A 23,898-nucleotide genomic window follows, 5' to 3' on the forward strand; every position below is an offset into this window, starting at 1 on the left:
CCGGGGCCGGGATTCCGGCGTTCGTGGCCCGCGGTCGGTGACCCGCCCGGCCGTCCGTCAGGGGTGGTCGGTTCGGGTGCCGTGGGGCGGTGCTTCGGTAGGGGGTGACAGGGTGCGGCAGCGGGCGAGCAGGCGTTCGTCCTGGGCGATGTCGTGGCTGCCGTATCCGCCCGGCCGGGCCGTGTGGCGCCGGGCGGTGGCGAGTTCGGCCGCCACCAGGTCGTGCAGCGGTGCGCCCGCCGGGCCCATCTCGACCAGGCACTCGGCGATCGCGCCGCGTGTGTACGGGTTCCGCGACCAGGCGGTGCGCAGCACCGGCAGCACGGGCGCCGGGTCCCCCTCGATCCGCCACCAGGCGTGTGCCGCCGCGGTCCGTTCCCACGCCCGGCCGGTCACGGTCAGCTCGCGCAGCGCGGGCACGGCCACCCCCGCGGCCGGACCCAGCCTGCCGAGCCGCTCGGCCGCCGTCCGGGCACCACGGCCCTGCCCCTCGGTCAACTCCCGCAGCAGCACGGGCAGTACGGCGTCGACATCCCCCTCCGCGGACCACAGGGCCCCCGCCGCGGCCGCCGCGTGCCGGGTGTCCAGGAGCCCGCGCAGGACCGGCGCGGCCACCCTGGCTGCCGTCCCCAGGGCCTCCAGTGTCCGCACCGCCTGTCCGGCCAGGGCCTCCCGCACCCCGAGGCCGTCCGGTGCGCCGCGCAGCAGCCGCAGCACCTCGGGCACCGCCGCCGTGTCCTTGAGGGCCGTGAGCGCCGCCAGCAGGGGCGCGGCCAGTTCGGCGGCCTCCGGCGAGTCCAGCGGGACCCGGCCCAGCCGGTGCCGCAGCGCGGGGGCGAGCGGCGCGGCCGCCCGGCCCAGATGGACCACCTCGAAGCCCAGGCCGCCGGGCACCACCGGCCCCGCCAGCAGCTGCGCCAGGACCGCAACCGCGCGCGGGTCACCGCTCCTGGCCAGGCCCTTGAGCGGTTCGCCGAGCGCCGGTCTGCCGCGCTCCCAGGTGCGCACCCACAGATCGGGCCGGGCGGCCACCAGCGCGTGCAACGCGTCCGTCGCGGGCGCGGCCAGCCGGAACAGCTCCGCCAGCACCGACACGGCCGCGTCGCGTAACCGGTCCTCCTCACAGCACAGTTGAGCGCCGATCAGGGAGACGGGCGCGGTGAAGTCCGCCCGCCACCCGCGGAAGAGCCCGGCGGAGATCCACACCGCGTTGCAGCGGTCCACCGCCGCCGGACTGCCCAACTGGCCCACGAGCAGGGCGATACGGTCGGCCACCCGGTCGTCCAGCGCCCGGTGCAGGGTACGCAGCAGATGCGCCCCCTCCTCGTCCGACGGCCGCAGCCGCCGTATCCGGCCGACGAGGGTGTCCGTGTCCGCCCGGTCCGGGCCGGCCGCACCGCGCGCGGACCGTTCGCCCAGCAGCCGTACCGCCGTCGGGACCAGGTCGGCGGGCAGCCGCCGCGGCGCGGCGAGGCCCAGCTGGCCGAGCGCGGCGAGCCGCGGCCCCGGGGCGTGCGGCGGCCCGCACAGCGAGGCGAGCAGGTCCACCGCCCCGGCCGCGTGCGCCGGCCGCCGCCGTACGAACAGGCCCAGGGCCGAGGTCAGGGCCAGCAGCACCCGGTCGTCGCGCTCGACGGCGAGCCGCCGGCGCAGCAGCTCCAGTACCCGCGCCGGTTCGTCGAGGAACCCGACCAGCGCCCCGGCGGCCGACCGCCGCACCTCGGGGCACGGGTCGGCGGCCAGCGCCACGAACGCCTCGGCGCCCGCGAGCACGGCGGCGTGGGCCGCCGGAGCGGTGCTCTCCGACCCTATGCTGACCAGCAGTTCGACGATGGCGCCCCGGTCCGGCACCTCCGCGCGGGACGCGAGCGCGAAGAGGAACGGGACGCAGGCGAGCGTCGAGTCGTACACGTTGCCCTGGTGGTGCACCGAGCCGTACATCCCGTCGAGCGCGACCTCCCGTTCGGCCGCGTCCGGCGAGGCCAGCGCGCGCAGCAGACCGGGCACGTCCTCGGCGCTGCCGAACGCGTGCCGCAGCGATGCCCAGTCGACCTCGTCGATCCCCGTGAACACGTTGTCCTCCCCAGGCGAGTACCACCTGTTCCGGAGTCTGCACCACGGCACCGACAACGATGCGGAATCGGACGGGGACTGTGTGCGGTCCGTCGGCTGACACCGGCCAGGACCGGCCCGCGCCGGGATCAGTTACCGCCGGGCAGCGCCCGCTCCAGGACCGCGTCGACACCGACGCCGGCGGACAGCGTGCCGAACGCGTGCCCCCAGTCGCCGCCCAGCCGGGAGGCGCAGAACGCGTCCGCGACGGCGGCCGGCGCGTGCCGGACGAGCAGCGAGGCCTGAAGGGCCAGCGCCATCCGCTCGACCAGCCGGCGCGCGCCCGCCGGACCGGTTCCGGCCAGCTCGCTCCTGAGCCTGCCCACGGCGGCGTCCAGCCGGGCGTCCGCCCCGCGCGCGAGGTCGATCTCGCCGAACAGGGCGTCGGCGGCGCCGGGTTCCCGGGCCAGCGCCCGCAGCACGTCGAGCGCGTTGACGTTCCCGGAGCCCTCCCAGATCGACAGCAGGGGCGCCTCGCGGTAGTGGCGGGGCATGCCGGAGTCCTCGACGTAGCCGTTGCCGCCCAGGCACTCCAGGGCCTCCGCCGTGAAGGCCGGGCCGCGCTTGGTGACCCAGTACTTGCCGACGGCCGTCGCGATCCGCCGGAACGCCCGCTCCCGCTCGTCCCCGCGCACCGCGCGGTCGGCGGCGCCGGCCAGCCGCAGGGTCAGCGTGGTCGCGGCCTCCGACTCCAGCGCCAGGTCGGCCAGGACGTTGCGCATCAGCGGCTGGTCGACGAGGCGCGCGCCGAACGCGCTGCGGTGGCGCACGTGGTGACCGGCCTCGACGAGCGTCTTGCGCATCAGGGTCGCCGAGTTCATCACACAGTCCAGCCGGGTGCAGTTGACCATCTCGATGATGGTCTTCACCCCCCGGCCCTCGGGCCCGACCAGCCAGGCCACGGTCCCGTCGAACTCCGGCTCCGAGGAGGCGTTCGACCGGTTGCCGAGCTTGTCCTTCAGCCGCTGGATGCGGAACGCGTTGCGGGTGCCGTCCGGCAGCACCCGGGGCACCAGGAAGCAGGACAGGCCGCCCGGCGCCTGCGCCAGCACCAGGAAGACGTCGCACATCGGCGCCGACGTGAACCACTTGTGCCCGCGCAGGGTGTGGACGCCGGGTTCGGAGGTGGGCGTGGCGACGGTCGTGTTCGTCCGGACGTCCGAACCGCCCTGCTTCTCGGTCATGCCCATCCCGGCGAGCAGCCCCCGCTTCTCGGCCGGTGTGCGCAGCCCCGGCTCGTACTCCCGGCCGGTCAGCCCCGGCTCGTACACCTTGGCCAGCTCCGGCTGGGCGCGCAGCGCCGGTACGGCCGCGTACGTCATCGACGTGGGGCAGCCGTGTCCGGACTCGGTGTGCCCCCACACCAGCCCGCCCGCCGTCCGCGCGACATGGGCACCGGCCCGGTCGTCCGCCCAGGCGGCCCCGGCCAGCCCCTCGGCCACGGCCACCCGCATCAGGTGGTGCCAGCTGGGGTGGAAGTCGACCTCGTCGATCCGGTTGCCGTAGCGGTCGTGGGTGCGCAGCTCGGGCTCGTGCCGGTTCGCCAGCTCGGCCCACTCCTGCGCCTCCGCGCTCCCGGCGCGCGCGCCGAGCCGCCGAAGCCCCTCCTCGGCCCACCCCGCGCCCTCCCGGCGCACCCCCTCCAGCAGGGCGGTGTCCTCGGACGCGTCGTACGGGGCGAGGGGCGGCGCCTGATTGCTGACGTCGTGCGTGGCGTACTGCGGCTGCGGGAGCGAGGCGGTCGGGTCCATGCCCACCATGTTGCATTAGCTCTGCGATCGCAGCAATAGTGCAACGATACTCCGCCCGTACAGTACGTGACCATGCGCATGAACGTGTCCGCCGAGCCCGCCGGCCTCGACCTGCGGCCGCTGTCCGCCCGGTCGGTCGTGCTGAGCCTGCTGCTGGGCGCGCATCCGCCCCGGCTGCCGGTGAGGGAGCTGGTGCGGCTGGTCGAGCCCTTCGGGGTGGGCGGATCCACCCTGCGGGCCGCGCTCAGCCGTATGACGGCCTCCGGCGACCTGCGCCGCACCGAGGACGCCGTGTACGGCCTCAGCGACCGGCTGCTGGCCCGCCAGCTCCGGCAGGACGAGGCGGTACGGCCCCGCACGCGCGCGTGGCAGGGGGACTGGGAGATGCTCGTCATCACGGCCACGGGGCGCGGTCCCGCCGAACGCGCCGAGCTGCGCACCCGGCTGACCGCCCTCCGTCTCGCCGAACTCCGCGAGGGCGTCTGGCTCCGCCCGGCCAACCTGACCCGCCCGCTCCCCGCGGACCTGGCGGACATTGCCCAGTCCTACACCGCCCGCCCGGACCGCCCCGCCCGCGAACTGGCGGCCGACCTCTGGCCGTTGACCACCTGGTCCGCCACCGCCCGCGCCCTTCTCGCCCACGCGGCCGCCGCCCGCCTCCCGGCCGCCCGCCTGACCGTCTTCGCGGCGGCCGTACGCCACCTCCTCGCCGATCCCGTCCTGCCCCCGCAACTCCTGCCCCCCGACTGGCCCGGAGACGCCCTGCGCACGGCATACGCCGACTACCGGACGGAGTTGGGGGAACCGGCGGAGCGCGCGGACACCTGACACGAGCCCCGGGCGGCCGAAAGCCCTGCCCGATCCACCCGGCCTCACGCGACCGACGGGACCCCGGACGCTGCGGCCGGAACCTCGCGCGTATCCAGACGTCCTCTGGTGACCCGCGGGGTCCGCGGCGCGTGGCGCGTGGTGCTCGTGGCGGGTGGTGCTCGGGTGGCCGTGGCTCTGCGGGCGGGGCCGGACGTCCCGTCGTGGGCCGTACGTCCCGTGGCCGGGGTGCTCGTGGGTGACCCCGGATCCCCGTGCGGGCCCAGGCGTTTCTCGTGGCCCGTGGCCCGTGGCCCCGTCGTGCGTGGCGCTTGCGGTGGGTGGCGCTCAGGGGGTGTCCGGGGGCTTTTCGGGGGTCGAGTCGGGGATTAAGTGGGGTGAATCGGGGCATTCGGCACGCGTGGTCTCGGCGGGTTCGGGGGTGGCCGGGTGGGTGGGGGTGGCGGGCTGCCCGAAGGCGGTCGTGGGGGCGTGCGCGTCGGTGGGGACGGCTCGCCCCGAGCCGGGGTGCCCTCCTCGCCGCCCGCCACCACCTCCGCGGGGAAAGAACCGCATCCCGGCCAATCCATCGCCCGAGCTGCTCCGGATTACGTGCGGATCCCTGATCACCTAGGGCAGGAGAAAGCGATGGAGCGGACGTCGACGGGTACCGGGCGACGGCGTGGGACGGCCGTGGTGGGCTCCGGGGTGGCGGGGCTGACCGCCGCGTACATCCTGGGCCGAGACCGTCACGTCACCCTGTACGAGGCCGACGACCGGCTCGGCGGACACGCCCACACCCACGAGCTGACCTCGCCGTACGACGGCCGGGTGCACCGCGTCGACTCCGGGTTCATCGTGCACAACCGCCGCACCTACCCGAACCTGCTGCGGCTCTTCGACGAACTCGGCGTCCCCACGCAGGAGTCGGAGATGAGCATGTCGGTGCGGTGCGAGGGGTGCGGCCTGGAGTACGCCGGCGCCCGCGGCCCGGCCGGCCTGTTCGCCCAGCCCCGCAACCTGCTGCGCGGCCGCTACCTGCGCCTGCTGGCCGAGGTGCCCGCCTTCCACCGCGCGGCCCGGCGGCTGCTGGCCGAGGAGGACGGGAGCACGCTCACCCTCGGCGCGTTCCTGGACCGGGAGAGGTTCTCCGGCTACTTCCGCTCCCACTTCGTGACGCCGGTCGTCTCCGCCGTCTGGTCCTGCGACGCCGCCACCGCCCTGCTCTACCCGGCCGCCTACCTGTTCCGCTTCCTGGCCCACCACGGAATGCTCTCGGTGACCGGCTCACCGGTGTGGCGCACGGTCAGCGGCGGCTCCCACGAGTGCGTCGACCGGATCGCCAAGCAGCTCCCCGAGATCCGTACCGGCACCCCCGTCCGGGCCGTGCGGCGCCATGCCGACGGCGTCGACGTCACGGCCGGGGACGGCACGACCGAGTCCTACGACGACGTCCTGATCGCCGTCCACCCCGACCAGGCGCTGCGCCTGCTCGCCGACCCGACCGACCGCGAGCGCGAGGTGCTCGGCGCCTTCCGCTACTCGCGCAACGCCACCCTGCTGCACACCGACACCGGGCTGCTGCCGCGCGCCGCCGGTGCCCGCGCCTCCTGGAACTACCTGATGCCGTCCTGCGCGGCCGGCGCCGACCGGGTGCGGGTCAGCTACGACATGAACCGGCTGCAACGCCTGGACGCCGCCGAGTCGTTCGTGGTGACCCTGGGCGGCGAGGACCGCGTCGACCCCGCCAAGGTCCTGGCCCGCATGGTCTACGAACACCCCGTCTACACACCGGAGTCGGTGGCCGCGCAGCAGCGCCTGCCCGAACTGAACAGCGCCGTCTGCGCGTTCGCGGGCGCCTACCACGGCTGGGGGTTCCACGAGGACGGCTGCCGCTCCGGAGTCGAGGCCGCCGCGGCACTGGGAGCGCGCTGGTGACCGCCGTACCCGCCCTCTACCCGTGCACGGTCGCGCACGTGCGCACCGGGCCCCGGCGGTACACGCTGCGCCACCGCACGTACCTGTGGCTCGTCGACCCCGACCGCCCGCCCCGGCTCCCGCGCCCGCTGCGGGCGCTCGCCCGCTTCGACGCCCGCGACCACTTCACCGGCGAACACCCCTCCATCCGCGCCGGCCTCGACGACTTCCTCGCCGCGCACGGCGTGCAACTGGACGGCGGGCGCGTGCTGATGCTCACCAACGCCAGGGTGTTCGGCTACGTGTTCAACCCCCTCACCCTGTACTGGTGCCACGGCCCCGACGGCGAACCGCGCTGTGTGGTCGCCGAGGTCCACAACACGTACGGCGGTCGCCACTCCTACCTGCTGACCCCGGACGCGTCCGGGAACGCGCGCACCGAGAAGGAGTTCTACGTCTCGCCGTTCTTCCCCGTCGACGGCCACTACCGCATGCGGCTGCCGTGTCCCGGTGAGCGGCTCGACCTCGCCGTGCACCTGGACCGCGAGGGCGGCCGCGCCCTCACCGCGACGGTACGCGGCAGCCGACGCACCGCGACCGCCGCCGCACTCCTGCGGCAGGCGGTGCGCCACCCCTGGTCCACCCTCGTCGTGTCGGCCGCGATCCGGGCCCACGGCATACGCCTCTACCTGCGGGGACTGCCCGTCCAGCCCCGCCCCGACGACCACCGCACCCCGGAGAACGTGACATGAGGACAGCTGAAGCCCGCTCCGCCGCCCCCGAGCGTGGTGCCACGGCGCACCCCCGCTCCGGGCCCGCCGCCGTGGACCCCGCGCGCTGGCCCGACGTCGCCGCGGTGCCACGGGCGTCGTGGCCGCGCCGTACCGTGACCGGGGCCGTCGTACGGCGGGCGCTCGGCGGGCTGCCCGTGCGGGCCCGGTTCGCCGGCGGCGACACCCTGGGACGGGGCGGCCCGCTCCTGGACGTGCACGACCCGGCCGCCTTCCACGCCCGCGTCGGCACCGGCGGCCTCGTCGGGTTCGGCGAGTCCTACATGGCCGGCGAGTGGGACGCCCCCGACCCGGTCGCCGTCCTGACCGTGCTCGCCGCGCACGCCGCAGAACTGGTCCCGGCCCCGCTCCAGCGGCTGCGCCACCTGTGGGCACTGCGCCACCCGCACGGCGAGCGCAACACCCCCGACGGCTCCCGCTCGAACATCAGCCGCCACTACGACCTGTCCAACGACCTGTTCGCCCTCTTCCTCGACGAGACGCTGACCTACTCCTCGGCCGTCTTCCGGGGCTTCCCGGCCCACCCGGACCTGCTCCCCGCCGCCCAGCACCGCAAGATCGACCGGCTGCTCGACCTGGCCGAGGTCGGCGAGGGCACCCGGCTGCTGGAGATCGGCACCGGCTGGGGCGAACTGGCGCTGCGGGCCGCCGCCCGCGGCGCCCACGTCACCTCCCTCACCCTCTCCCGGGAACAGCGGGCCCTGGCCCTGGACCGGGTGCGCGCGGCGGGCCTCGGCGACCGGGTCGCCGTCGAGCTGTGCGACTACCGCGAGGCGCGCGGCACGTACGACGCCGTGGTCAGCGTGGAGATGATCGAGGCGGTCGGCGCGGAGTTCTGGCCGGCGTACTTCCGCGTCCTGGAGGAGCGCCTGGCACCGGGCGGCCGGGTGGCGCTCCAGGCCATCACCATGCCGCACGAGCGGATGGTCGCCAGCCGCGCCACCTTCACCTGGATCCACAAGTACGTCTTCCCCGGCGGCCTCATCCCGTCCACGCAGGCCATCGAGGAGACCGTCCGCGACCACACCGGCCTCGCCCTCGTCCGCCGCGACGGGTTCGGCGCCCACTACGCCGAGACCCTGCGCCTGTGGCGCGAGCGCTTCACCGAACGCGCCGAGGAGGTCGGGGCCCTCGGCTTCGACGAGACCTTCCGCCGCCTGTGGACCTTCTACCTCGCCTACTCCGAGGCCGGCTTCCGGGCCGGATACCTCGACGTCCAGCAGTACCTCTTCACGAAGGAGAGCACCGCCCGATGACCACCCCCGCCCCCTCGAAGGCCACCGGTGCCGCCCACCGGCTCGCCGCCCTCGCCGAGGACCTGCTCGGCGGGCCGCTGCCGGTGCGGCTGCGCGCCTGGGACGGCAGCGAGTGCGGTCCGGCCGGCGCCCCCGTGGTGGTGCTGCGCTCCCGGCGCGCGCTGCGCCGGCTGCTGTGGCAGCCCGGCGAACTGGGCCTGGCCCAGGCGTACGTCACCGGCGAACTCGACGTCGACGGCGACCTGGCGCAGGGCCTGCGGACCGTGTGGGCCGCCCAGCGCGAGCGCGGACTGCGGCCGCCCCGGCTCACCCCCGCCGACCGGACCCGCGCCCTCGCCACCGCCGCCCGGCTCGGCGTGGTCGGCCCCCGCCCCGCCGCCCCCGCCTCCCAGGCCCGGCTCCGCGGCGGCCTGCACAGCAGAGCCCGCGACCGGGCCGCCATCAGCCACCACTACGACCTCTCCAACGACTTCTACGCCCTGCTCCTGGACGACACCATGGCCTACTCCTGCGGCTACTGGGCGGGCGAGAGCGCGGACTTCGGACCCGCCGACGCCCAGCGGGCCAAGCTGGAGCTGATCTGCCGCAAGCTCGCGCTGAAGCCCGGGGCCAGGCTGCTGGACATCGGCTGCGGCTGGGGCTCCCTCACCCTGCACGCGGCCGAACGGCACGGCGCGCTGGTCACCGCCGTCACCCTCGCCGCGGAACAGGCCGCGTACGTGCGCGAGCGGGTGCGCGAACGCGGGCTGGACGAACGGGTGGAGGTGGTGTGCCAGGACTACCGGGACATCGAGGGCGGCGGCTACGACGCCGTCTCCAGCGTCGAGATGGGCGAGCACGTCGGCGACGCCGAGTACCCGGCCTTCGCCGCCTCCCTGCGGCGGCTCGTCCGGCCGTGCGGCCGGGTGCTGGTGCAGCAGATGTCACGCGGCCCGGGCGCCCCCGGCGGCGGCGCCTTCATCGAGGCGTACATCGCCCCCGACATGCACATGCGCCCCCTGGGACGGACCGTGGCCCTGCTGGAGGAGGCCGGTCTGGAGGTCCGGCACACCGAGTCCCTGCGCGAGCACTACGTCCGCACGGTCGCCGCCTGGCACCGCACCCTGGAGGACCGCTGGGACGCGTTCGTCCGCCTCGCCGGCGAGGAGACCGCCCGGGTCTGGCGGCTCTACCTGGTCGGCGGGGCGCTGGCCTTCGAGGAGGGACGCATGGGCGTCGACCAGATCCTGGGCGTCCGGCCCGGCCCCGGCGGCGACAGCGGCATGCCGACGACCACGCACGAGTGGTACGAGGGGCTGGAGAAGGCGTGAGCGGCTTTCCATGGGCCGCCTTCGCGGTCAACCTCGCCTGGGCCGCCGCCGCGGCCCTCGCGGTCCTGCTCGCCACCTTCGCCGTCGCGCTCCGGGCGGGCGTCCACCGGATCGTGGACGTCGCCTGGGGCCTCGGCTTCACCGCCGTGGCCCTGGTGACCCTCGCCGCGTCCGCCGGCGAGGGCGATGCCGTCCGACGGCTGCTGGCGACCTCGCTGACGGCCGTCTGGGGGCTGCGGCTCGCCGCGCACATCGCCCGCCGGGGGCGGGGCCACGGGGAGGACCCGCGCTACGAGGCACTGCTCGCGAAGGCCCCCGGCGACCGGAACGGCTACGCCCTGCGGATGATCTACCTGTTGCAGGGCGCGCTGGTGTGGCTGGTCTCCCTGCCCGTCCAGGCGGCGCAGTACGTCCCCGGCCCGCCGTCCGCCGTCACCTGGGCCGGTGCCGCGCTGTGGGCGGTCGGCCTCGGCTTCGAGGCGGTGGGCGACGCCCAGCTCGCCCGCTTCAAGGCCGATCCCGCCAACCGGGGCCGGATCATGGACCGGGGCCTGTGGTCCTGGACCCGGCACCCCAACTACTTCGGCGACTTCTGCGTCTGGTGGGGCCTGTTCCTGCTCACCTGCGACTCCCCGGCGGCGGCCGCCGTGTCCGTGGTCTCCCCGGTGGTGATGAGCCTGCTGCTGACCAGGGGAAGCGGAAAACGGCTCCTGGAACGGCACATGGCCGACCGCCCCGGCTACGCCGCCTACCTGGCCCGCACCAGCGGCTTCTTCCCCCGCCCGCCGAAGCGGGGGTGACCGGCCCGGCCGGGTCCGCTGCGCGTCCGGCCCGCCCGAGCGCTACGAAGGCGGGCCGGACCCGGCGCGGCCGGCCGTGGTGTCCCTGTCCAGCTCGGCGGTGAACTGCGCGCCGCTGAGCAGCGCGAGGTTGGAGAGCCACAGCCAGATCAGGAAGACCACGACGCCGGCCAGGGAGCCGTAGAGCCTGCTGTACGCGCTCAGGGTGGAGGCGTACAGCGCGAAACCGGTGGAGACGACCAGCCACAGCACGGCGGCGAGCACACCGCCGGGCAGACTGTGCGCGCGGCGGCGCGCCGCGGCCGGACCGGTGTGGAACACCACGAGGACCAGCAGCGCCACCAGGCAGAGCAGCAGCGGCCAGCGCAGCACGTTCCAGCCCCAGGCCACCGTGGTCCCCAGCCCCAGCAGCCGGCCCAGGTACTCGGCCAGCGGCCCGGTCAGCAGCAGGGCGAGGGAACCGGCCAGCAGCAGGAGCAGCAGCACCAGCGCGGTGAGCACGATGCGATGCGCCCGCCGCCACGGCGAACGCCGGTCCTCGACCCGGTGCATCCGGTGCAGGGCGCGGCGGAAGACGGCCAGGTAGCTGGAGGAGGACCACAGCGCGCTCACCGTACCGGCGACCAGCAGCGGCCACGCGCCCTTGTCCGCGCCCAGCATCCGGGACAGGGCGGAGTGCAGGTCGCCCGCCGACTCGGCCGGCGCGTACGCGGTGACGTGGGTGACGAACTGCTCGGCCGTGCCGGGGCTGATCAGGCCGAAGGCCAGGACCGTCACCAGCAGCGCGGGCAGCACGGCCAGGATCGCGTAGTACGTCAGCGCCGCCGCGTAGTCCGAGATGTCGTCGTTCCACAGCGACACCGGCGTCCGCCGCAGCGCGGGCCACCAGGCGGCGGGCGGCCCGGTGCGCAGGCCACGGCGGGCCGCGGGACGGGCCTCGCCCGGGTACGGGTCAGCGGACATGGGGCAGACGGTGCGACACGGCGCTCAGGCGCAGCCGGGTGTGCGCGCCGCGGGGCGCGGCCGACTCCTCGGCCTCGGCGGTCACCGAGCACAGGGCGGGCAGCACGGCCCGCGGGCAGACACCCGGGCCGAGCCACACCCGCAGCCGCACCTCCAGGCGGTGCCGGGAGCGCGGCAGGACACGGGCCCGGCAGCGGGCGACACCGGGCACGGCGGACGCGCGCGCCGCCAGCGCCTCGGCCAGCGCCCGGGTCCGGACGCTGCCGCCCGGCGCGGCGAGCGCCGTCGTCCGGGCCCGACCGGTACGGAACTGGGCGAGGAACCAGCACCCGAAGAGCACGGTCAGCGCGATCGCCGCCGCCGTGACGGAGGGCGTCCACCAGCTCTCGCCGCGCAGCCGCGCCAGCCGCTCCGCGACCGGCAGGACACGCTGCCCGGCGGCCGGACCGGGCCACCACGAGGGCGGCCGGCGCGCGAGGACGGTCCCGCCGGCCGCGAGCCACCCGCCCACGAGCAGGAGCACCGTCCCGGTGCCGCCGAGGGCGAACCGGTTGACGGCGGTACGGGACTGCCGCATCAGACCTCTCCTTCCATGACTTCCCTGACTTCCCCGCCGGCCCCGGGCACGGGAGCGGCCGTCGGCCGTGCCGTCCCGGAGCCCGGTGCCGGAGACTGCCACACCGGCGAGGGCCGGACACGCACCCGCACCCCGCGCGGCCGGCGCAGCCCGCAGGAGGCCAGCGCTTCGCCGGCGGCGTCGGTGACGTCGGCCCGGACCCTCGCGCGTTCCCCGAACAGCAGCTCGGCCCGCACCGAGACCCGGCGCCGGTGAACGCGTACCCGTACCGTACCGACCCCGGACACCTCGCCCGCCGCGTCCCGCACCAGGGCCTCGACGGCCGAGCGGTCCACCGCGGCCACGACCCGCGGCGCGGGGGCGTGCACGGTCGGCCGCCGGCGCAGTCCGGGGGTGACGGCGAGCCCGATCATGCACAGGCCGAGCAGCGCCGTCAGACCACCCGCCGCGACCAGGGACCCGTCGCCCGGCCCGTGCAGCGACAGCCAGTGCACGGCCCGGACCCGCCAGGCGGCGGCCGGACGGTGCACGGCGTGCACCAGGAGCAGGTCCAGGGCGAGGGCACCGAAGGCCGCGGTGGCCAGGGCGGCCAGCACCGCGGCCGGGACACGGCGCCGGGACCACAGGCGCCGGGGCGTACGGCCGGCGGGCACAGCCGGTCGCTCCCCGGACTCCGGGCTGTCCGCGCCGCCCGACGCGGGCGTGAGCGAGGTGACCCTGATGCGGGCGGCGGACACCTCCAGGCCGGTCAACTCCCGGGTGCGCGCCATGACATGCTCCCGCAGGCTCCGCACCGTCCCGGTCAGCGGCGCCGGGTAGGGGAGGGTCACGTCGAGGGCGACCCGGGCCCGGCGGCCGCGCACGGACGCCGCCGCCCTCGACGTCCGCGCGGCGGCCGGGCCAGGCCGGGCCTCCTCGGCCGCCCGCCCGGCGATCCTGCGCACGGCCCGGTCCGTGACCGTGGTGGTGCCCCGCCGCGCCGCGCCGGTCACCGACGCCTCCGCTCGAACGCGTCCCGTACCTCCACGACTCCGCCGCCACCCTCGACCCACCGGCCCGCCGCCCACCCGAGGCCGCCGAGCGCCCCCACGAGCAGGAACGCGCCGAAGCCGCCGAAGTACCCGGCGAACGCCAGGGCCGTCCCCGCGGTCATCCCCACGAACGGTGCGCTCACGCCCGTCCCCCTCTCACCCTGGTCCACTGCCGTCCGCTCCCGCCGGCAACCGCCGCCCGCTCACGCCACGCGGGCCTCGGCGGGGGCGGACGGCTCCTCCTCGTCGGGCAGCCGGACGTCGTTGACGGTGATGTTCACCTCGACGACCTCCAGGCCGGTGACCCGCTCCACCGCGGAGATCACGTTCTCGCGGACGTCCCGGGACACGTCGGTGACGGGCACGCCGTACTCGACGACCAGGTCCAGGTCGATGGCCGTCTGTCGCTCGCCCACCTCGACCTTCACCCCGCGCCCGACGTTCGGCCGGCCCCCGGGCACCCGGTCGCGGACGGCGCCGATGGTGCGGGACAGCCCGCCGCCCATGTCGTACACGCCCGGGATCTCGCGGGCGGCGATGCCCGCCACCTTCACGACGACGAGGTCGGCGATCGACGTCCGGCCGCGGTCCGCGGCCGGCTGGTCCGCGCCGGTGGCACCGCCGGAGACGGCCGTGGTGCCCTCGGTCCTGCCGCCGGTCCGGGGCGCGGGGGCCTCCCCGGCGACTGCCGCGGTCTGCGTGGTCGTGGTCATGGTGGTGTCCTTCCTGCAGTTGCTCGTTCCTGAGCTGCCTGTGCTCGTTCCGACCCGCCGTGGCCGCCGCTGTGACGCGGATGCCCGCAAAAGATTCCACGGAACGTCCGGTCCGCGTGCCGTCGCGCCGTTCACCCGGGTCCGCGGCCACATCCGCACCGGTGTGCGCATCCGTGCGCGTACGCGTCGGCGAAGTAGTGCGTCACGGGCACGGCACACCGGTGTCCGACTTGGAGAGACCGGACGAGAGGAGCCGCCCAGTGGCGGGGGCCCGCAGACTGACCGCACCACCGGACGCCCGGCGCGACCCCGGCGACGACCTGCTGGTGGTCCGGGCCGCGGAGGGCGACGAGGACGCCTTCGCGGTGCTCGTGCAACGCCACGCACCGGCGTTGCTCCGGCTGGCCACCCGACTGCTGGGCATCCCGGCGGAGGCGGAGGACGCGGTGCAGGACTCCTTCCTGAACGCATGGCGCCGGCTCCCGGAGTTCCAGGGGCAGGCGTCCTTCGGCACGTGGATGTACCGCATCGTCACCAACCGCTGCCTGAACGTGCTGCGTTCCCGCAGACCGGTGTCGCCCCTGGAGGCGGCCGGTGAGGTGGCGGCGGCCGAGCACGCCACCTCACCGGCCCGCATCACCGAGGCCCGGGACGCCGTACGCGAGCTGCGGGACGCCCTCGACCTGCTCTCGGCCGAACAGCGCGCCTGCTGGGTGCTGCGCGAACTGGACGGCCGGTCCTACGAGTTCATCGCGGACGCGGTCGGCATCAGCCAGGAGGCCGTCCGCGCCCGCGTCTTCCGTGCACGCCGTTGTCTGACACAAGCACTGGGGGCCTGGCGATGACCACCCGCACCGACCCGCCCGAGGACGCCCACCCCGACGGAGACGACGAACCGCTGCCGTGCGGACGACCGCTGTCCCAGGTCTGGGACGACTGGGAGCGCCGTACGGACGACCCCCATCCGGCCGTCTGCCCGCACTGCCGGGAGGCGGTACGCCACCTCGAACAGCTGGAGACCGCCGTGCGCGGCCTGCGCGAGGAGACCCCGGAGCCCGCCGCGTACGACGCCGAGCCGCTGACCCGCCGGGTCATGGATCTCGTCCGCCTCGAACTGCGGCCCGGCCGCCCGCTTCCCCTCGGCGAACCCGCCGAGGACCTGTGGATCATGGAGACGGTCGCCGCGCGCGCCCTCCGCTCGGCGGCCGAGACCGTCGAGGGGGTCCGCGCCGGTTCCTGCCGGATCGTGGACGCGGACGGCCGGGCCGACGGCGCGGTCGAGGTCCGCCTCGACCTCCACGCGCCCGCCGGCGTCGCGCTGCCGCGGCTCGCGGAGAGCGTGCGGCAGCGGGTCCTGGAAGCCGCCGACCGGGAACTGGGCATGGTCATAGCGTCCGTGGACATCCGCGTCACCGATCTCGTCGACAGCACGGCCGAGGGCCGGGAAGGGGGCACGGCATGACCGCGCACACACCGCACGACGCAGGGGCCGTGTCGGCCGAGGACATCGCCCGGGTGGTGGAGAGCGTGCCGGGCGTCGCCTTCCTGAAGCCCGGCCTGGCCGCCCGGCTCCGCTCGGCGCTGTCCCGGCCCGATCCCGGCGCCGGCCGGGCCCCGGCCTCCGGGGTCCGCCTGACACCGGAACCGGACGGCCCCGGCGGCGCCGGCGGCTGCCACGTCGACGTCCAGCTGGTCGCGGTGCGCCGGGCCAGGGCGGTGGACGTGGCCCGTGCCGTCCGCTCCGCCGTCGAGGCCCACCTGGCCGCCCGCTCCCCGGGGCGGCCCGGTCCCCGGGTGACGGTGACGATCACCGGCCGGGTCTGAGCGGCCTGCGCCCGGGGACACCCGCGGCCCCTCAGGCCGGGAAGCCCAGCAGGGCGACCGGGGCGGAGGTCGGTTTCTCGGAGCCGCCCGCCGGTTCGACGGTGACACCCACCCCCGAGGCCCCGTCGACGGCACCGCCCAGCAGGACGGCTTGGTCGGTGCGGGCGGGGTCCATCAGACCGGCGGACCGCATCGTGCCGTCGTCGTCGAACCACAGCTGGTAGACCTTGCCGTCGGCGGGACGGGCCATCCCGGAGACGAGGAACACGGCCTTGTCCCGGTCCCGGGAGACCACGACCGTTCCGGTGGCGCCGTCCCCGAGCGCGGCGGTCCGGGTTCTGGCGTCCGGCGCGGCCAGTACGGCGGCGATCTCCTCGTTCCCGCTGCGCGCGCGCCGCGCCTGGCCCAGCGCGTCCTCGGCCCGCTGGTGCTGCCACACCGTGGTGCCGCCGAGCGCGGCCGCCGCCGCGAGGCAGGCGGCCAGCGCCCACCGGGACAGCAGGCGGCCCCGCAGGGCGGCCCGCCCCACGCGTACCGCCGTCGACCCGCCCGGGGACTCCTGCCGGACCGACGAGACGCTGTGCAGCACCTGCCGGCGCATGGCCGGCGGCGGTGACACGGTGGCGGCCAGTCCCAGCCGGGCCGCGGCGGCCGACAGCTCGGCGGTCTCCTGCTCGCACGGTTCACAGCCCGCGAGGTGCCGCTCGAACGTGACGAGTTCCTCGTCGGACAGGGCGTGCAGCGCGTAGGCCCCCGTCAGACGGTGCAGATCGGCGGCCGTGCTCACGCGGTCACCCCCAGGCAGTCGCGCAGCCGGATGAGCCCGTCCCGCAGCCGGGTCTTGGCCGTGCCCAGCGGCAGGGCGAGCGCCTCGGCCACCTCGCGGTAGGTCAGCCCCCGGTAGTAGGCGAGGGTGACGGCCTGCCGCTGGATCTCGGTCAGCGTGCGCAGGCACCGCCGTACCTGCTCCCGTTCGAGCCGGGCCTCGACCTGCTCGGTCACCTCGTCGAACTCGGGCGTCCGCTCCAGCAGCGCGGCCCGGTGCTCGCGGGCGGCCGAGGCCTCCACCGACCGGACCCGGTCCACCGCGCGGCGGTGCGCCAGCGTGAGGATCCAGTTGACCGCCGTCCCGCGGTCGGGCCGGTAGCGGGGAGCGGTCCGCCAGACCTCCACCAGCACCTCCTGCGCCACCTCCTCCGACTGCGCCTGATCACGCAGCACGGCCCGGGCGACACCCAGCACGGAACCGGCCACGGCGTCGTAGAGGGACGCGAACGCCGTCTCGTCGCCGAGGGCCACACGCCCCACCAGCTCCTCCAGATCCGGTTCCGCGGCCGGGTCGGCGCCGATGTACACGGCTTCTTTCACAAGGTCCTCCGCTGCAGGGGCATCTCCGGACGTAATCCGGACCCGACGTACCGCCGGATTGGTCCTGACGACGGAGAAACCCCGCGCGCACCCCGCAGAACCCGCGCCGGCCTCTGCCGTCGAGGTACTTCGGCGGGGGAACGGCGCCCGGATGCGCCACACCGGACGGACACCGGGCGCCTTCCCACCGGTCTCGCCCGCTCGGCTACTTGTACGTGATGTCCGAGCTCGCGTACTTGCAGTACGTGCCGTCGGCGCCGCTGCCGTTGGTCGTCGGCTCCGCGCCCGTGTTGTTGCCGATGTACTTCTGGCACGGCACGATCTTCTTGCTGCTGTCGCCGACGATCGTGATGTTCTTCAGGGTCGCGCTGTCGCCGTAGTTGGTGTTGATCCCGACCAGCGCGCTGCCCTTGTAGGTCGCCTCGATGGTGTCGAGGTTGATCGTGCGCTTGTACTGCGTCTTGCAGTTGCCGCACGAGCGGACCAGCTTGCCGAAGGTCTGCACGGCGAAGCCGGACACGTTGAGCGTGCCGGCGCCGTTGAACTGGAACACCTTGTCGCTGGCCTCCTTCGCGCCGCCGCCGGAGACGGTGTACACGTTGGACGACGAGGAGCCCTTGAAGGTCGCCGCGTCCTCGCCGACGTCCTCCCACCAGACGTTCTGCAGGGTGCAGCTGCCCTCGCAGTGGATGCCGTCGGCGGCGGGGGAGCCGATGATGACGTTCTTCAGGACGGTGCCGGCCGCCAGGTCGAGGATCGGGTCCTGGTCCTCGCTCTGGCCGTCGGTGCCCAGGTCGCCGCTGCCGTACAGGCGCAGCATCCCGTAGTCCTTGGTGCCCGACAGCTTGATGGTCGCGGTGACGGCCTGGCTGCCGCTGGCCGTCGGCCAGGTCGCGGCGTTCGCCTCGGTACCGTCGGTCATGATCATGCCAACCGAGAGTCCGAGGGCGGCCAGTCCGCCCATCAGCGCTCGCGCGCTGGTCCGTGCTCGTGAAGTCATGTCCCGTATGCCTTCTTTCGAGTGGGGGGTCCTGTCGACGTTCGGGTGGTGTTCGGATATGTGAATATCGATCGCCATTACGAACGCATTGTGCTGACACCTGATCGAAGGGCCGCGAATTCCGGCCGCACGGTCACGGTGCTGAACGGAACGTAGGGTGAAAGCGCTTTCTAGTCAACGTCTCCCGCGCTATCCGTTCGGGCGGCCGCTGCGCTGCCCTAGCGTCCGCAAAGTGCCGTGGGAGCGCTTCCATGGCGGCCGTGCTCATGCCACGATGCCGGGAGTTCCCCGCACGACGCCGCACCTCGCACCGAGCCGCGCCCAGAAAGGGACAACGACGTGCCCCCCCCACACCCGGTGCCACCCTCAACGCGCCCAGAACCAGGCCGCGTCCGGCCCTGGCCGACCCGCTGAGCACGCTGCTGCTGCCACTGCTCGCGGTGGCGGTCGTCCTGGCACCGGGCGCACCGCCTCCGCCACCCGCACCGGCGCGGGGACCACGGCGGCCGGCGGCCGGCGGCTCACGTCCGTCCTGCGCGACGGGCGGACCCTCGCCCACGGCCGGAACGCCGCGCACCGCCCCGCCGCCGGCCCGGTGACGGCCGTCGGCATGGCGTACGACGCCACGCTCGCGCCGGGCGCGGGCGTGAGCGTCGGCTGCCGGGCCACGCGCACCGGCGACGGCGTGGCCCCCATCGTGTGCCCGCCCAACGACCCGCCCCGCACGGCCGGTTGACAGCGTCGGCGGACACCCGCACCCTGTCCGCGCCAGCCCGCCAGCCCGCCAGCCTCGCGAGGAAGGCCCCAGTGAATCCGCAGCCCAGCAGAGCCCCGCTGACCACGGTTCTCAGCACCTGTGTCCTCGCCCTCGCCCTGGTGGTGACCGCCACGGCCGTCACCGCGCTGGTGCGCGGCCCCCGGCCGGTCACCGCGCACACGGCCGCGGGCGACCACTGGGTGAACACCTGGACCGGGATGCCGCAGCTCACCGAGCCCGGCAATCTGCCGCCCGCGCCCTTCACGGGGGAGCGGTCGGTGCTGGCCGACACCACCCTGCGCCAGACCGTCCGCGTCACCGTCGGCGGTCACCGGCTGCGGCTGCGCTTCTCCAACGCCTACGGCGACACCGCGCTCCCGCTCACCTCGGTCACCGTGGCGCTCCCGGCGGACGGCAGGGCGGGGAGCGGCGCGATCGTCCCGGACAGCCTGCGCCGGGTCACGTTCTCCGGGCGCACCGCGACCGTCGTCCCGGTCGGTGCCCAAGTGGTCTCCGACCCGGTGGACTTCGACCTGGCGCCGGGCGCCAACCTCTCGGTGACGGCGTACACCGCGCAGGGCCAGCCCGACCTGGCGCTCACCTCGCACCCGGGCTCGCGCACCACGTCGTACCTCGTCGACGGCGACCACACGCGGGACCCGGACCTCTCGGGGGCCGCCCATGTCGACCACTGGTACCTGCTCAGCGACGTCGAGGTGCGGGCGCCGGCCGCGACCCGGGCGGTGGCCGTGCTCGGCGACTCGCTGACCGACGGCCGGGGTTCCACGACCAACGGCAACGACCGCTGGCCCGACCAGTTCTTCGACCGCCTCCGCTCCCGCCCCGCCACCTCGGACCTCGCCGTCCTCAACCAGGCGGCCGGCGGCAACCGCGTCCTCGACGACGGACTCGGCCCCAACGTCCTGGCCCGCCTCGACCGGGACGTGCTCTCCCGCAGCGGGGTCTCCTGGCTGATCGTCTTCGAGGGCGTCAACGACATCGGCACCGCCGCCGCCACCCCGCAGGCCCAGGAGGCCGTGGCCGACGACCTGATCGCCGCGTACCGGCAGATCGTGGTCCGCGCCCACGCCCAGGGCATCCGGGTCTACGGCGCCACGCTGCTGCCCTTCGCCGGCAACGCCTACGACGACGGGGCCGGGGTGCGGGAGGCGGCCCGGCAGCGGGTCAACGCGTGGATCCGGGGCCACGGTCACTTCGACGCGGTGATCGACTTCGACCGGGTGGCCCGGGACCCCGCCGATCCGAGCCGCCTGCGGGCCGACCTCCAGGTGGGGGACTGGCTGCACCTCAACCCGACCGGGTACGGAGTGCTGGCGGCGGCGGTGCCGACGGCGCTGTTCCGTTAGGAGCGCCGAGGGCCGCCTGGACACCCGCTCATACGGTCGTCGGCCGGAGCCGGTGGAGCGACCCTCCGGCGACAGGCCCGGCGCCGGTGACCGGGGCACGCTGCTGGGCGCCGGGGGAGGGCACGGCGGTTTTACCCAACGGCAACAATCATGATCGTTTCCGTGTGTCGCATCGCGTCGTTGAAACGGCCGTGTTGATCAATACTTCTTCTTCCGAGTCCGCCTCCGAGTCCGGCTCCGACCCGGTCGCCGACGTCGGCCGAGCCGACCTGACCGAGGCGCTCTTCCAGGACGGGCCCGACGGCGCGTACGTCCACGGGCACTGGCGCAAGGTCGTCTCGGCCGAGTTGTTCCGCTACCGCCCCTCGGCCTCCGTCGAGGAGAGATGGCGGCACGCCTACGACCGTCTGCGCGCCGTGAACGAGCAACTGCCGGTCTCCCCGGAGTGGTTCGCCGCGGACCCACGGGGACTCGCCGCCCTGCACGAGTGGTCGGCAATGGTCGACGGGGCCACCTCGACCGTCGCGGGCATCCACTTCAACCTCTTCCTGGGCAGCGTGCTCGACGACGAGGTCTCGCCCGCCCGGGAGCTGGCCGAGTTCCGGTCGATGGCCCGCGTCGGGACCTTCCTGTGCACCGAGCGGGCGCACGGGAACGACGCCGCGGCGCTGGAGACCGTCGCGCGCTACGACCGCGAGCGCGACGAGTTCGTCCTGCACACCCCGAACGAGGGCGCCCGCAAGTACATGCCCAACACCAGCCCGGTGGGCGGGCCGAAGACCGCGGTCGTCGCGGCCCGGCTGCTCGTCGACGACGTGGACCAGGGCGTGTTCCTGTTCCTCACCCCGCTGAGCGACCACCGCGGCACCCTGCCGGGCGTCACCGTCACGATGTTGCCGGAACGTATCGGCAGCCCGGTGGACCACTGTGTCACCGGTTTCGACCGGGTCCGCCTGCCGCGCACCGCCCTGCTCCAGGGCCCGCACGGACGGCTGCTGCCCGACGGTGTCTTCACCAGCGCGGTGGGCAGCCCGCGCAAGCGGTTCCTGCACACCATCCGCCGTGTGACGGTCGGGAAGCTCTGTATGAGCGCGTGCGCCGTCGGCGCCTCCCGGTCGGCACTGGCGACCGCGGTGCGCTACGCCCAGCTCCGGCACGTCTCCGGCCCGGTGGCCGGGCAGCGCGTTCCGCTGACGGCGCACCGCAGCCACCACGCCCGGCTGCTGGAGTGCGTGGCCACCGCCTACGCCATGACCTTCCTGCACCGGGCGGTCACCGAACGCTGGATCACCCACCGCCCCCACGAGCGCGCGGAGGCGGAGCGCCTGGTGGCCGTCGCCAAGGGCTGGATCACGTGGCGGGCCCGGGACATCATGACCGAGAGCCGGGAACGCTGCGGCGCCCAGGGGCTGTTCCCGGTGAACGGCCTGGCGGAGTACATCGCCAACACCGACGGCGCGATCACGGCGGAAGGCGACAACCTGGCGATCTGGTGCAAGGCCGGAGCCGAGATGATCTTCGGTCAGGAGCTCGCCCCGCTGGCTCCGGAGGCCACCGGTCAGGAGGCCCTGACCGACCTCGGCTTCCTGCGGGGTGCCGTGTCCGCCGCCGAACGCCACTGGCACCTGACCGCCCGGGGCGATCTCCGCGACGGCCGGTCCGCCGACGGGCTGGGCCGCTGGAACCACGCGTCCGACGCCGCGCTGGCCCTGGTCGAGGCGTTCGCCGTGGGGCAGGCGGCCGACGCGTTCACCGCCGCCTGCGCACGCGTGGCGGACCCCTCGGCGCGCGCCGCCCTGGAGTCCCTGTGCGCGCTGTTCCTGCTCCGCGAGGTGGACGCGCGCGGCGGACTGCTGCTGACGCGCAAGGCGCTGACCATCGCACAGGTCGGCGCCCTGCCAGGGACACGGCGGGAACTGACCGCCCGTCTCGCCCCTCGGCTCGCGGTCCTCACGGACGCCTTCGACGTACCGGAGGAGCACCTCTCCTCGCTGCCGATGCTCACCGCCACCAGCGGCTGAGCGACGGGTCCGAGGTCCGGCGAGGTGCAGCCGCCCGGGACGGCAGGCCCCGGGCGGTCACCTCGCCGGCCTCCACCGGCGCGCGGGCGTCCTAGGCGGTTCCGGCCCCGGCCGGGACGGTCTCCGAGGCCGAACCGGCCCTCGCGGGAAGGTGGTTGAAGAGCAGGTTGAGGACGATCGCCGTCAGGCAGCCCGCGCTGATGCCGCTGTTCATCACCGTCTGGAACCAGTCGGGGAACTTGTCGTAGACCGTGGGCACGCCCACCGGCAGGACGCCGATGGCCACCGAGACGGCCACCACCGTCAGGTTGTTGTTGCCCTTGAAGTCGACCGTCCCCAGCGTCCGCAGACCGCTCGCCGCGACGGTGCCGAACATCACCAGGCCCGCGCCGCCCAGTACCGGCGCGGGTATCGCCGCGACCACCGCGCCCAGCTTCGGCAGCAGGCCGAGCAGGACCAGGATGCCTCCGGCCGCCGCGACCACCCAGCGGCTGCGTACCCGGGTCATGCCGACCAGGCCCACGTTCTGCGCGTACGCCGTGTACGGGAAGGTGTTGAAGACGCCGCCGAGGACGGTGGAGAGGCCGTCGGCGCGCAGCCCGTCGGACAGGGAGCGCGGCTCGACCCTGCGGTCGGTCATCTCGCCCACCGCGATCAGGTCACCGGTGGTCTCCGTCATGGTCACCAGCGCCACCACCAGCATGGAGACGATCGCGGACGCCTTGAACGTCGGCGCCCCGAAGTGGAAGGGCGTGCTGATGCCCAGCCAGTCGGCGTCCCCGACCCCGCCGAAGTCCGTGAACCCGAAGGGCACGGCCACCGCCAGTCCCACCGCGATGCCGATCAGGACCGCGATCCGGGCGAGGTAGGCGGGCGCGAACCGCTGCACGCCTGTCACCACCGCCAGCACGAAGGCCGCCAGCGCCAGGTTCCTCGGCTCGCCGAAGTCCTTCGAACCGGCTCCGCCCGCCGCCCAGTTGCCCGCGACCGGCAGCAGCGAGACACCGATGACCAGGATCACCGTGCCGGTGACCAGGGGCGGGAAGAAGCGCAGCAGCCTTCCGAAGACGGGGGCCAGGAGCATGATCGCCAGGCCCGCCACGATCACCGAGCCGTAGATCGCGGGCAGTCCGCCGCCCGTGGTCCCGATGAGCACCATCGGCGACACCGCGGCGAACGTACAGCCCTGCATGATCGGCAGCCGGACGCCGAAGCGCCAGACGCCGACGCACTGGATGAGCGTCGCGATGCCGCACACCAGCAGGTCGGCGGTGATCAGATACGCCAGGTCGGCGGGCGAAAGCTTCATCGCGCTGCCCACGATGAGCGGGACGGCGACCGCGCCCGCGTACATCGCGAGCACGTGTTGCAGGCCGAAAGCGGCCAACTGTCTTACGGGCGGGACCTCGTCCACGGGGTGGACGGGGCTGGTGGTCGTGGCCATGGGCACTCCAGAGCGGGGACGACATCCGGACAGCACGAGACGGTAGGCCGCTTGAACAGTTTGTTGATTTCCGCGGCGTTGCCGATACG

General features: G+C 74.8%; 23 protein-coding genes. 12 read left to right on the top strand and 11 right to left on the bottom strand.

The window, feature by feature from the left end; genetic code table 11:
- Positions 1-57: 57 nt before the first annotated feature.
- Together ACZ619_RS36290 and ACZ619_RS36295 are read right to left on the bottom strand one after the other, a co-directional pair.
- On the bottom strand, positions 58-2,073 hold the full coding sequence (locus ACZ619_RS36290; protein ID WP_469608360.1) for a HEAT repeat domain-containing protein: 2,016 nt from the start codon (positions 2,071-2,073) through the stop codon (positions 58-60).
- Positions 2,074-2,201: 128 nt separating this feature from the next.
- Entirely contained in the window at positions 2,202-3,863 is a 1,662-nt protein-coding gene (locus tag ACZ619_RS36295; protein ID WP_469608362.1) for a DNA alkylation response protein, read from the bottom strand.
- 72 nt (positions 3,864-3,935) lie between these two features.
- On the opposite strand from ACZ619_RS36295, the gene ACZ619_RS36300 reads away from it, so the two are divergent.
- From ACZ619_RS36300 to ACZ619_RS36325, 6 genes are all read left to right on the top strand, one after another.
- On the top strand, positions 3,936-4,691 hold the full coding sequence (locus tag ACZ619_RS36300; RefSeq protein ID WP_469608364.1) for a PaaX family transcriptional regulator C-terminal domain-containing protein: 756 nt from the start codon (positions 3,936-3,938) through the stop codon (positions 4,689-4,691).
- A gap of 627 nt (positions 4,692-5,318) precedes the next feature.
- Positions 5,319-6,608, top strand: coding sequence for an NAD(P)/FAD-dependent oxidoreductase (locus tag ACZ619_RS36305; RefSeq protein ID WP_469608367.1), 1,290 nt, complete (start codon positions 5,319-5,321; stop codon positions 6,606-6,608).
- Positions 6,605-7,339 (top strand): DUF1365 domain-containing protein, encoded by a 735-nt coding sequence (locus ACZ619_RS36310; RefSeq protein WP_469608369.1) that lies wholly within the window; start codon positions 6,605-6,607, stop codon positions 7,337-7,339. The genes ACZ619_RS36305 and ACZ619_RS36310 overlap by 4 nt, the downstream gene beginning before the upstream one ends.
- The gene (locus ACZ619_RS36315) at positions 7,336-8,634 is read left to right on the top strand and encodes a class I SAM-dependent methyltransferase (protein WP_469608372.1); all 1,299 of its coding nucleotides are present in this window, start codon (positions 7,336-7,338) and stop codon (positions 8,632-8,634) included. The genes ACZ619_RS36310 and ACZ619_RS36315 overlap by 4 nt, the downstream gene beginning before the upstream one ends.
- Complete coding sequence (locus ACZ619_RS36320) at positions 8,631-9,944, top strand: class I SAM-dependent methyltransferase (protein ID WP_469608374.1); 1,314 nt, start codon at positions 8,631-8,633, stop codon at positions 9,942-9,944. Before ACZ619_RS36315 ends, ACZ619_RS36320 begins: the two co-directional genes overlap by 4 nt.
- A complete protein-coding gene (locus ACZ619_RS36325; protein ID WP_469608376.1) occupies positions 9,941-10,744 on the top strand; it encodes a DUF1295 domain-containing protein in 804 nt (267 codons plus the stop codon). Before ACZ619_RS36320 ends, ACZ619_RS36325 begins: the two co-directional genes overlap by 4 nt.
- Before the next feature lie 42 nt (positions 10,745-10,786).
- On the opposite strand, the gene ACZ619_RS36330 is transcribed toward ACZ619_RS36325, so the two are convergent.
- From ACZ619_RS36330 to ACZ619_RS36350, 5 genes are read right to left on the bottom strand one after another with little or no spacing between them, the layout of a single operon-like run.
- A complete protein-coding gene (locus ACZ619_RS36330) occupies positions 10,787-11,707 on the bottom strand; it encodes a YihY/virulence factor BrkB family protein (RefSeq protein WP_469608378.1) in 921 nt (306 codons plus the stop codon).
- Entirely contained in the window at positions 11,697-12,284 is a 588-nt protein-coding gene (locus ACZ619_RS36335; protein WP_469608380.1) for a hypothetical protein, read from the bottom strand. The genes ACZ619_RS36330 and ACZ619_RS36335 overlap by 11 nt, the downstream gene beginning before the upstream one ends.
- A complete protein-coding gene (locus tag ACZ619_RS36340) occupies positions 12,284-13,276 on the bottom strand; it encodes a DUF6286 domain-containing Asp23/Gls24 family envelope stress response protein (RefSeq protein ID WP_469608383.1) in 993 nt (330 codons plus the stop codon). The genes ACZ619_RS36335 and ACZ619_RS36340 overlap by 1 nt, the downstream gene beginning before the upstream one ends.
- The gene (locus tag ACZ619_RS36345) at positions 13,273-13,458 is read right to left on the bottom strand and encodes a hypothetical protein (protein ID WP_469608611.1); all 186 of its coding nucleotides are present in this window, start codon (positions 13,456-13,458) and stop codon (positions 13,273-13,275) included. Before ACZ619_RS36345 ends, ACZ619_RS36340 begins: the two co-directional genes overlap by 4 nt.
- Positions 13,459-13,518: 60 nt before the next feature.
- Complete coding sequence (locus ACZ619_RS36350) at positions 13,519-14,028, bottom strand: Asp23/Gls24 family envelope stress response protein (RefSeq protein WP_469608385.1); 510 nt, start codon at positions 14,026-14,028, stop codon at positions 13,519-13,521.
- A gap of 260 nt (positions 14,029-14,288) precedes the next feature.
- Here ACZ619_RS36350 and ACZ619_RS36355 point away from each other — a divergent pair, with 260 nt between their 5' ends.
- From ACZ619_RS36355 to ACZ619_RS36365, 3 genes are read left to right on the top strand one after another with little or no spacing between them, the layout of a single operon-like run.
- The gene (locus tag ACZ619_RS36355; protein WP_469608388.1) at positions 14,289-14,873 is read left to right on the top strand and encodes an RNA polymerase sigma factor; all 585 of its coding nucleotides are present in this window, start codon (positions 14,289-14,291) and stop codon (positions 14,871-14,873) included.
- A complete protein-coding gene (locus ACZ619_RS36360) occupies positions 14,870-15,490 on the top strand; it encodes an Asp23/Gls24 family envelope stress response protein (RefSeq protein WP_469608391.1) in 621 nt (206 codons plus the stop codon). The genes ACZ619_RS36355 and ACZ619_RS36360 overlap by 4 nt, the downstream gene beginning before the upstream one ends.
- A complete protein-coding gene (locus tag ACZ619_RS36365) occupies positions 15,487-15,852 on the top strand; it encodes an Asp23/Gls24 family envelope stress response protein (RefSeq protein ID WP_469608392.1) in 366 nt (121 codons plus the stop codon). Before ACZ619_RS36360 ends, ACZ619_RS36365 begins: the two co-directional genes overlap by 4 nt.
- Positions 15,853-15,883: 31 nt before the next feature.
- Here ACZ619_RS36365 and ACZ619_RS36370 read toward each other — a convergent pair whose 3' ends face one another.
- From ACZ619_RS36370 to ACZ619_RS36380, 3 genes are all read right to left on the bottom strand, one after another.
- On the bottom strand, positions 15,884-16,639 hold the full coding sequence (locus ACZ619_RS36370; RefSeq protein ID WP_469608394.1) for an anti-sigma factor: 756 nt from the start codon (positions 16,637-16,639) through the stop codon (positions 15,884-15,886).
- A complete protein-coding gene (locus ACZ619_RS36375; RefSeq protein ID WP_469608397.1) occupies positions 16,636-17,220 on the bottom strand; it encodes a sigma-70 family RNA polymerase sigma factor in 585 nt (194 codons plus the stop codon). The genes ACZ619_RS36370 and ACZ619_RS36375 overlap by 4 nt, the downstream gene beginning before the upstream one ends.
- A 205-nt stretch (positions 17,221-17,425) precedes the next feature.
- On the bottom strand, positions 17,426-18,220 hold the full coding sequence (locus ACZ619_RS36380; protein WP_469608399.1) for a pectate lyase: 795 nt from the start codon (positions 18,218-18,220) through the stop codon (positions 17,426-17,428).
- Positions 18,221-18,830: 610 nt separating this feature from the next.
- Here ACZ619_RS36380 and ACZ619_RS36385 point away from each other — a divergent pair.
- From ACZ619_RS36385 to ACZ619_RS36395, 3 genes are all read left to right on the top strand, one after another.
- A complete protein-coding gene (locus ACZ619_RS36385) occupies positions 18,831-18,956 on the top strand; it encodes a hypothetical protein (RefSeq protein ID WP_469608401.1) in 126 nt (41 codons plus the stop codon).
- Between the two features lie 71 nt (positions 18,957-19,027).
- Entirely contained in the window at positions 19,028-20,344 is a 1,317-nt protein-coding gene (locus ACZ619_RS36390; RefSeq protein ID WP_469608403.1) for an SGNH/GDSL hydrolase family protein, read from the top strand.
- Between the two features lie 164 nt (positions 20,345-20,508).
- Positions 20,509-22,365 carry an acyl-CoA dehydrogenase family protein gene (locus ACZ619_RS36395; RefSeq protein ID WP_469608406.1) on the top strand — a complete coding sequence of 619 codons (1,857 nt, stop codon included), beginning with the start codon at positions 20,509-20,511 and terminating at the stop codon, positions 22,363-22,365.
- Between the two features lie 91 nt (positions 22,366-22,456).
- Here ACZ619_RS36395 and ACZ619_RS36400 read toward each other — a convergent pair whose 3' ends face one another.
- Positions 22,457-23,809, bottom strand: coding sequence for a nucleobase:cation symporter-2 family protein (locus tag ACZ619_RS36400; protein WP_469608408.1), 1,353 nt, complete (start codon positions 23,807-23,809; stop codon positions 22,457-22,459).
- Between the last annotated feature and the right edge of the window lie 89 nt (positions 23,810-23,898).

The sequence above is a fragment of the Streptomyces sp. NPDC104367 genome (assembly GCF_055583825.1).

Bases quoted from the DNA above. Each gene is read 5' to 3' on its own strand.
- ACZ619_RS36295 (WP_469608362.1), bottom strand. From the start codon at position 3,863: ATGGACCCGACCGCCTCGCTCCCGCAGCCGCAGTACGCCACGCACGAC.
- ACZ619_RS36300 (WP_469608364.1), top strand. From the start codon at position 3,936: ATGCGCATGAACGTGTCCGCCGAGCCCGCCGGCCTCGACCTGCGGCCG.
- ACZ619_RS36305 (WP_469608367.1), top strand. From the start codon at position 5,319: ATGGAGCGGACGTCGACGGGTACCGGGCGACGGCGTGGGACGGCCGTG.
- ACZ619_RS36315 (WP_469608372.1), top strand. From the start codon at position 7,336: ATGAGGACAGCTGAAGCCCGCTCCGCCGCCCCCGAGCGTGGTGCCACG.
- ACZ619_RS36320 (WP_469608374.1), top strand. From the start codon at position 8,631: ATGACCACCCCCGCCCCCTCGAAGGCCACCGGTGCCGCCCACCGGCTC.
- ACZ619_RS36330 (WP_469608378.1), bottom strand. From the start codon at position 11,707: ATGTCCGCTGACCCGTACCCGGGCGAGGCCCGTCCCGCGGCCCGCCGT.
- ACZ619_RS36335 (WP_469608380.1), bottom strand. From the start codon at position 12,284: ATGCGGCAGTCCCGTACCGCCGTCAACCGGTTCGCCCTCGGCGGCACC.
- ACZ619_RS36350 (WP_469608385.1), bottom strand. From the start codon at position 14,028: ATGACCACGACCACGCAGACCGCGGCAGTCGCCGGGGAGGCCCCCGCG.
- ACZ619_RS36360 (WP_469608391.1), top strand. From the start codon at position 14,870: ATGACCACCCGCACCGACCCGCCCGAGGACGCCCACCCCGACGGAGAC.
- ACZ619_RS36365 (WP_469608392.1), top strand. From the start codon at position 15,487: ATGACCGCGCACACACCGCACGACGCAGGGGCCGTGTCGGCCGAGGAC.
- ACZ619_RS36380 (WP_469608399.1), bottom strand. From the start codon at position 18,220: ATGACTTCACGAGCACGGACCAGCGCGCGAGCGCTGATGGGCGGACTG.
- ACZ619_RS36385 (WP_469608401.1), top strand. From the start codon at position 18,831: ATGGCGTACGACGCCACGCTCGCGCCGGGCGCGGGCGTGAGCGTCGGC.
- ACZ619_RS36400 (WP_469608408.1), bottom strand. From the start codon at position 23,809: ATGGCCACGACCACCAGCCCCGTCCACCCCGTGGACGAGGTCCCGCCC.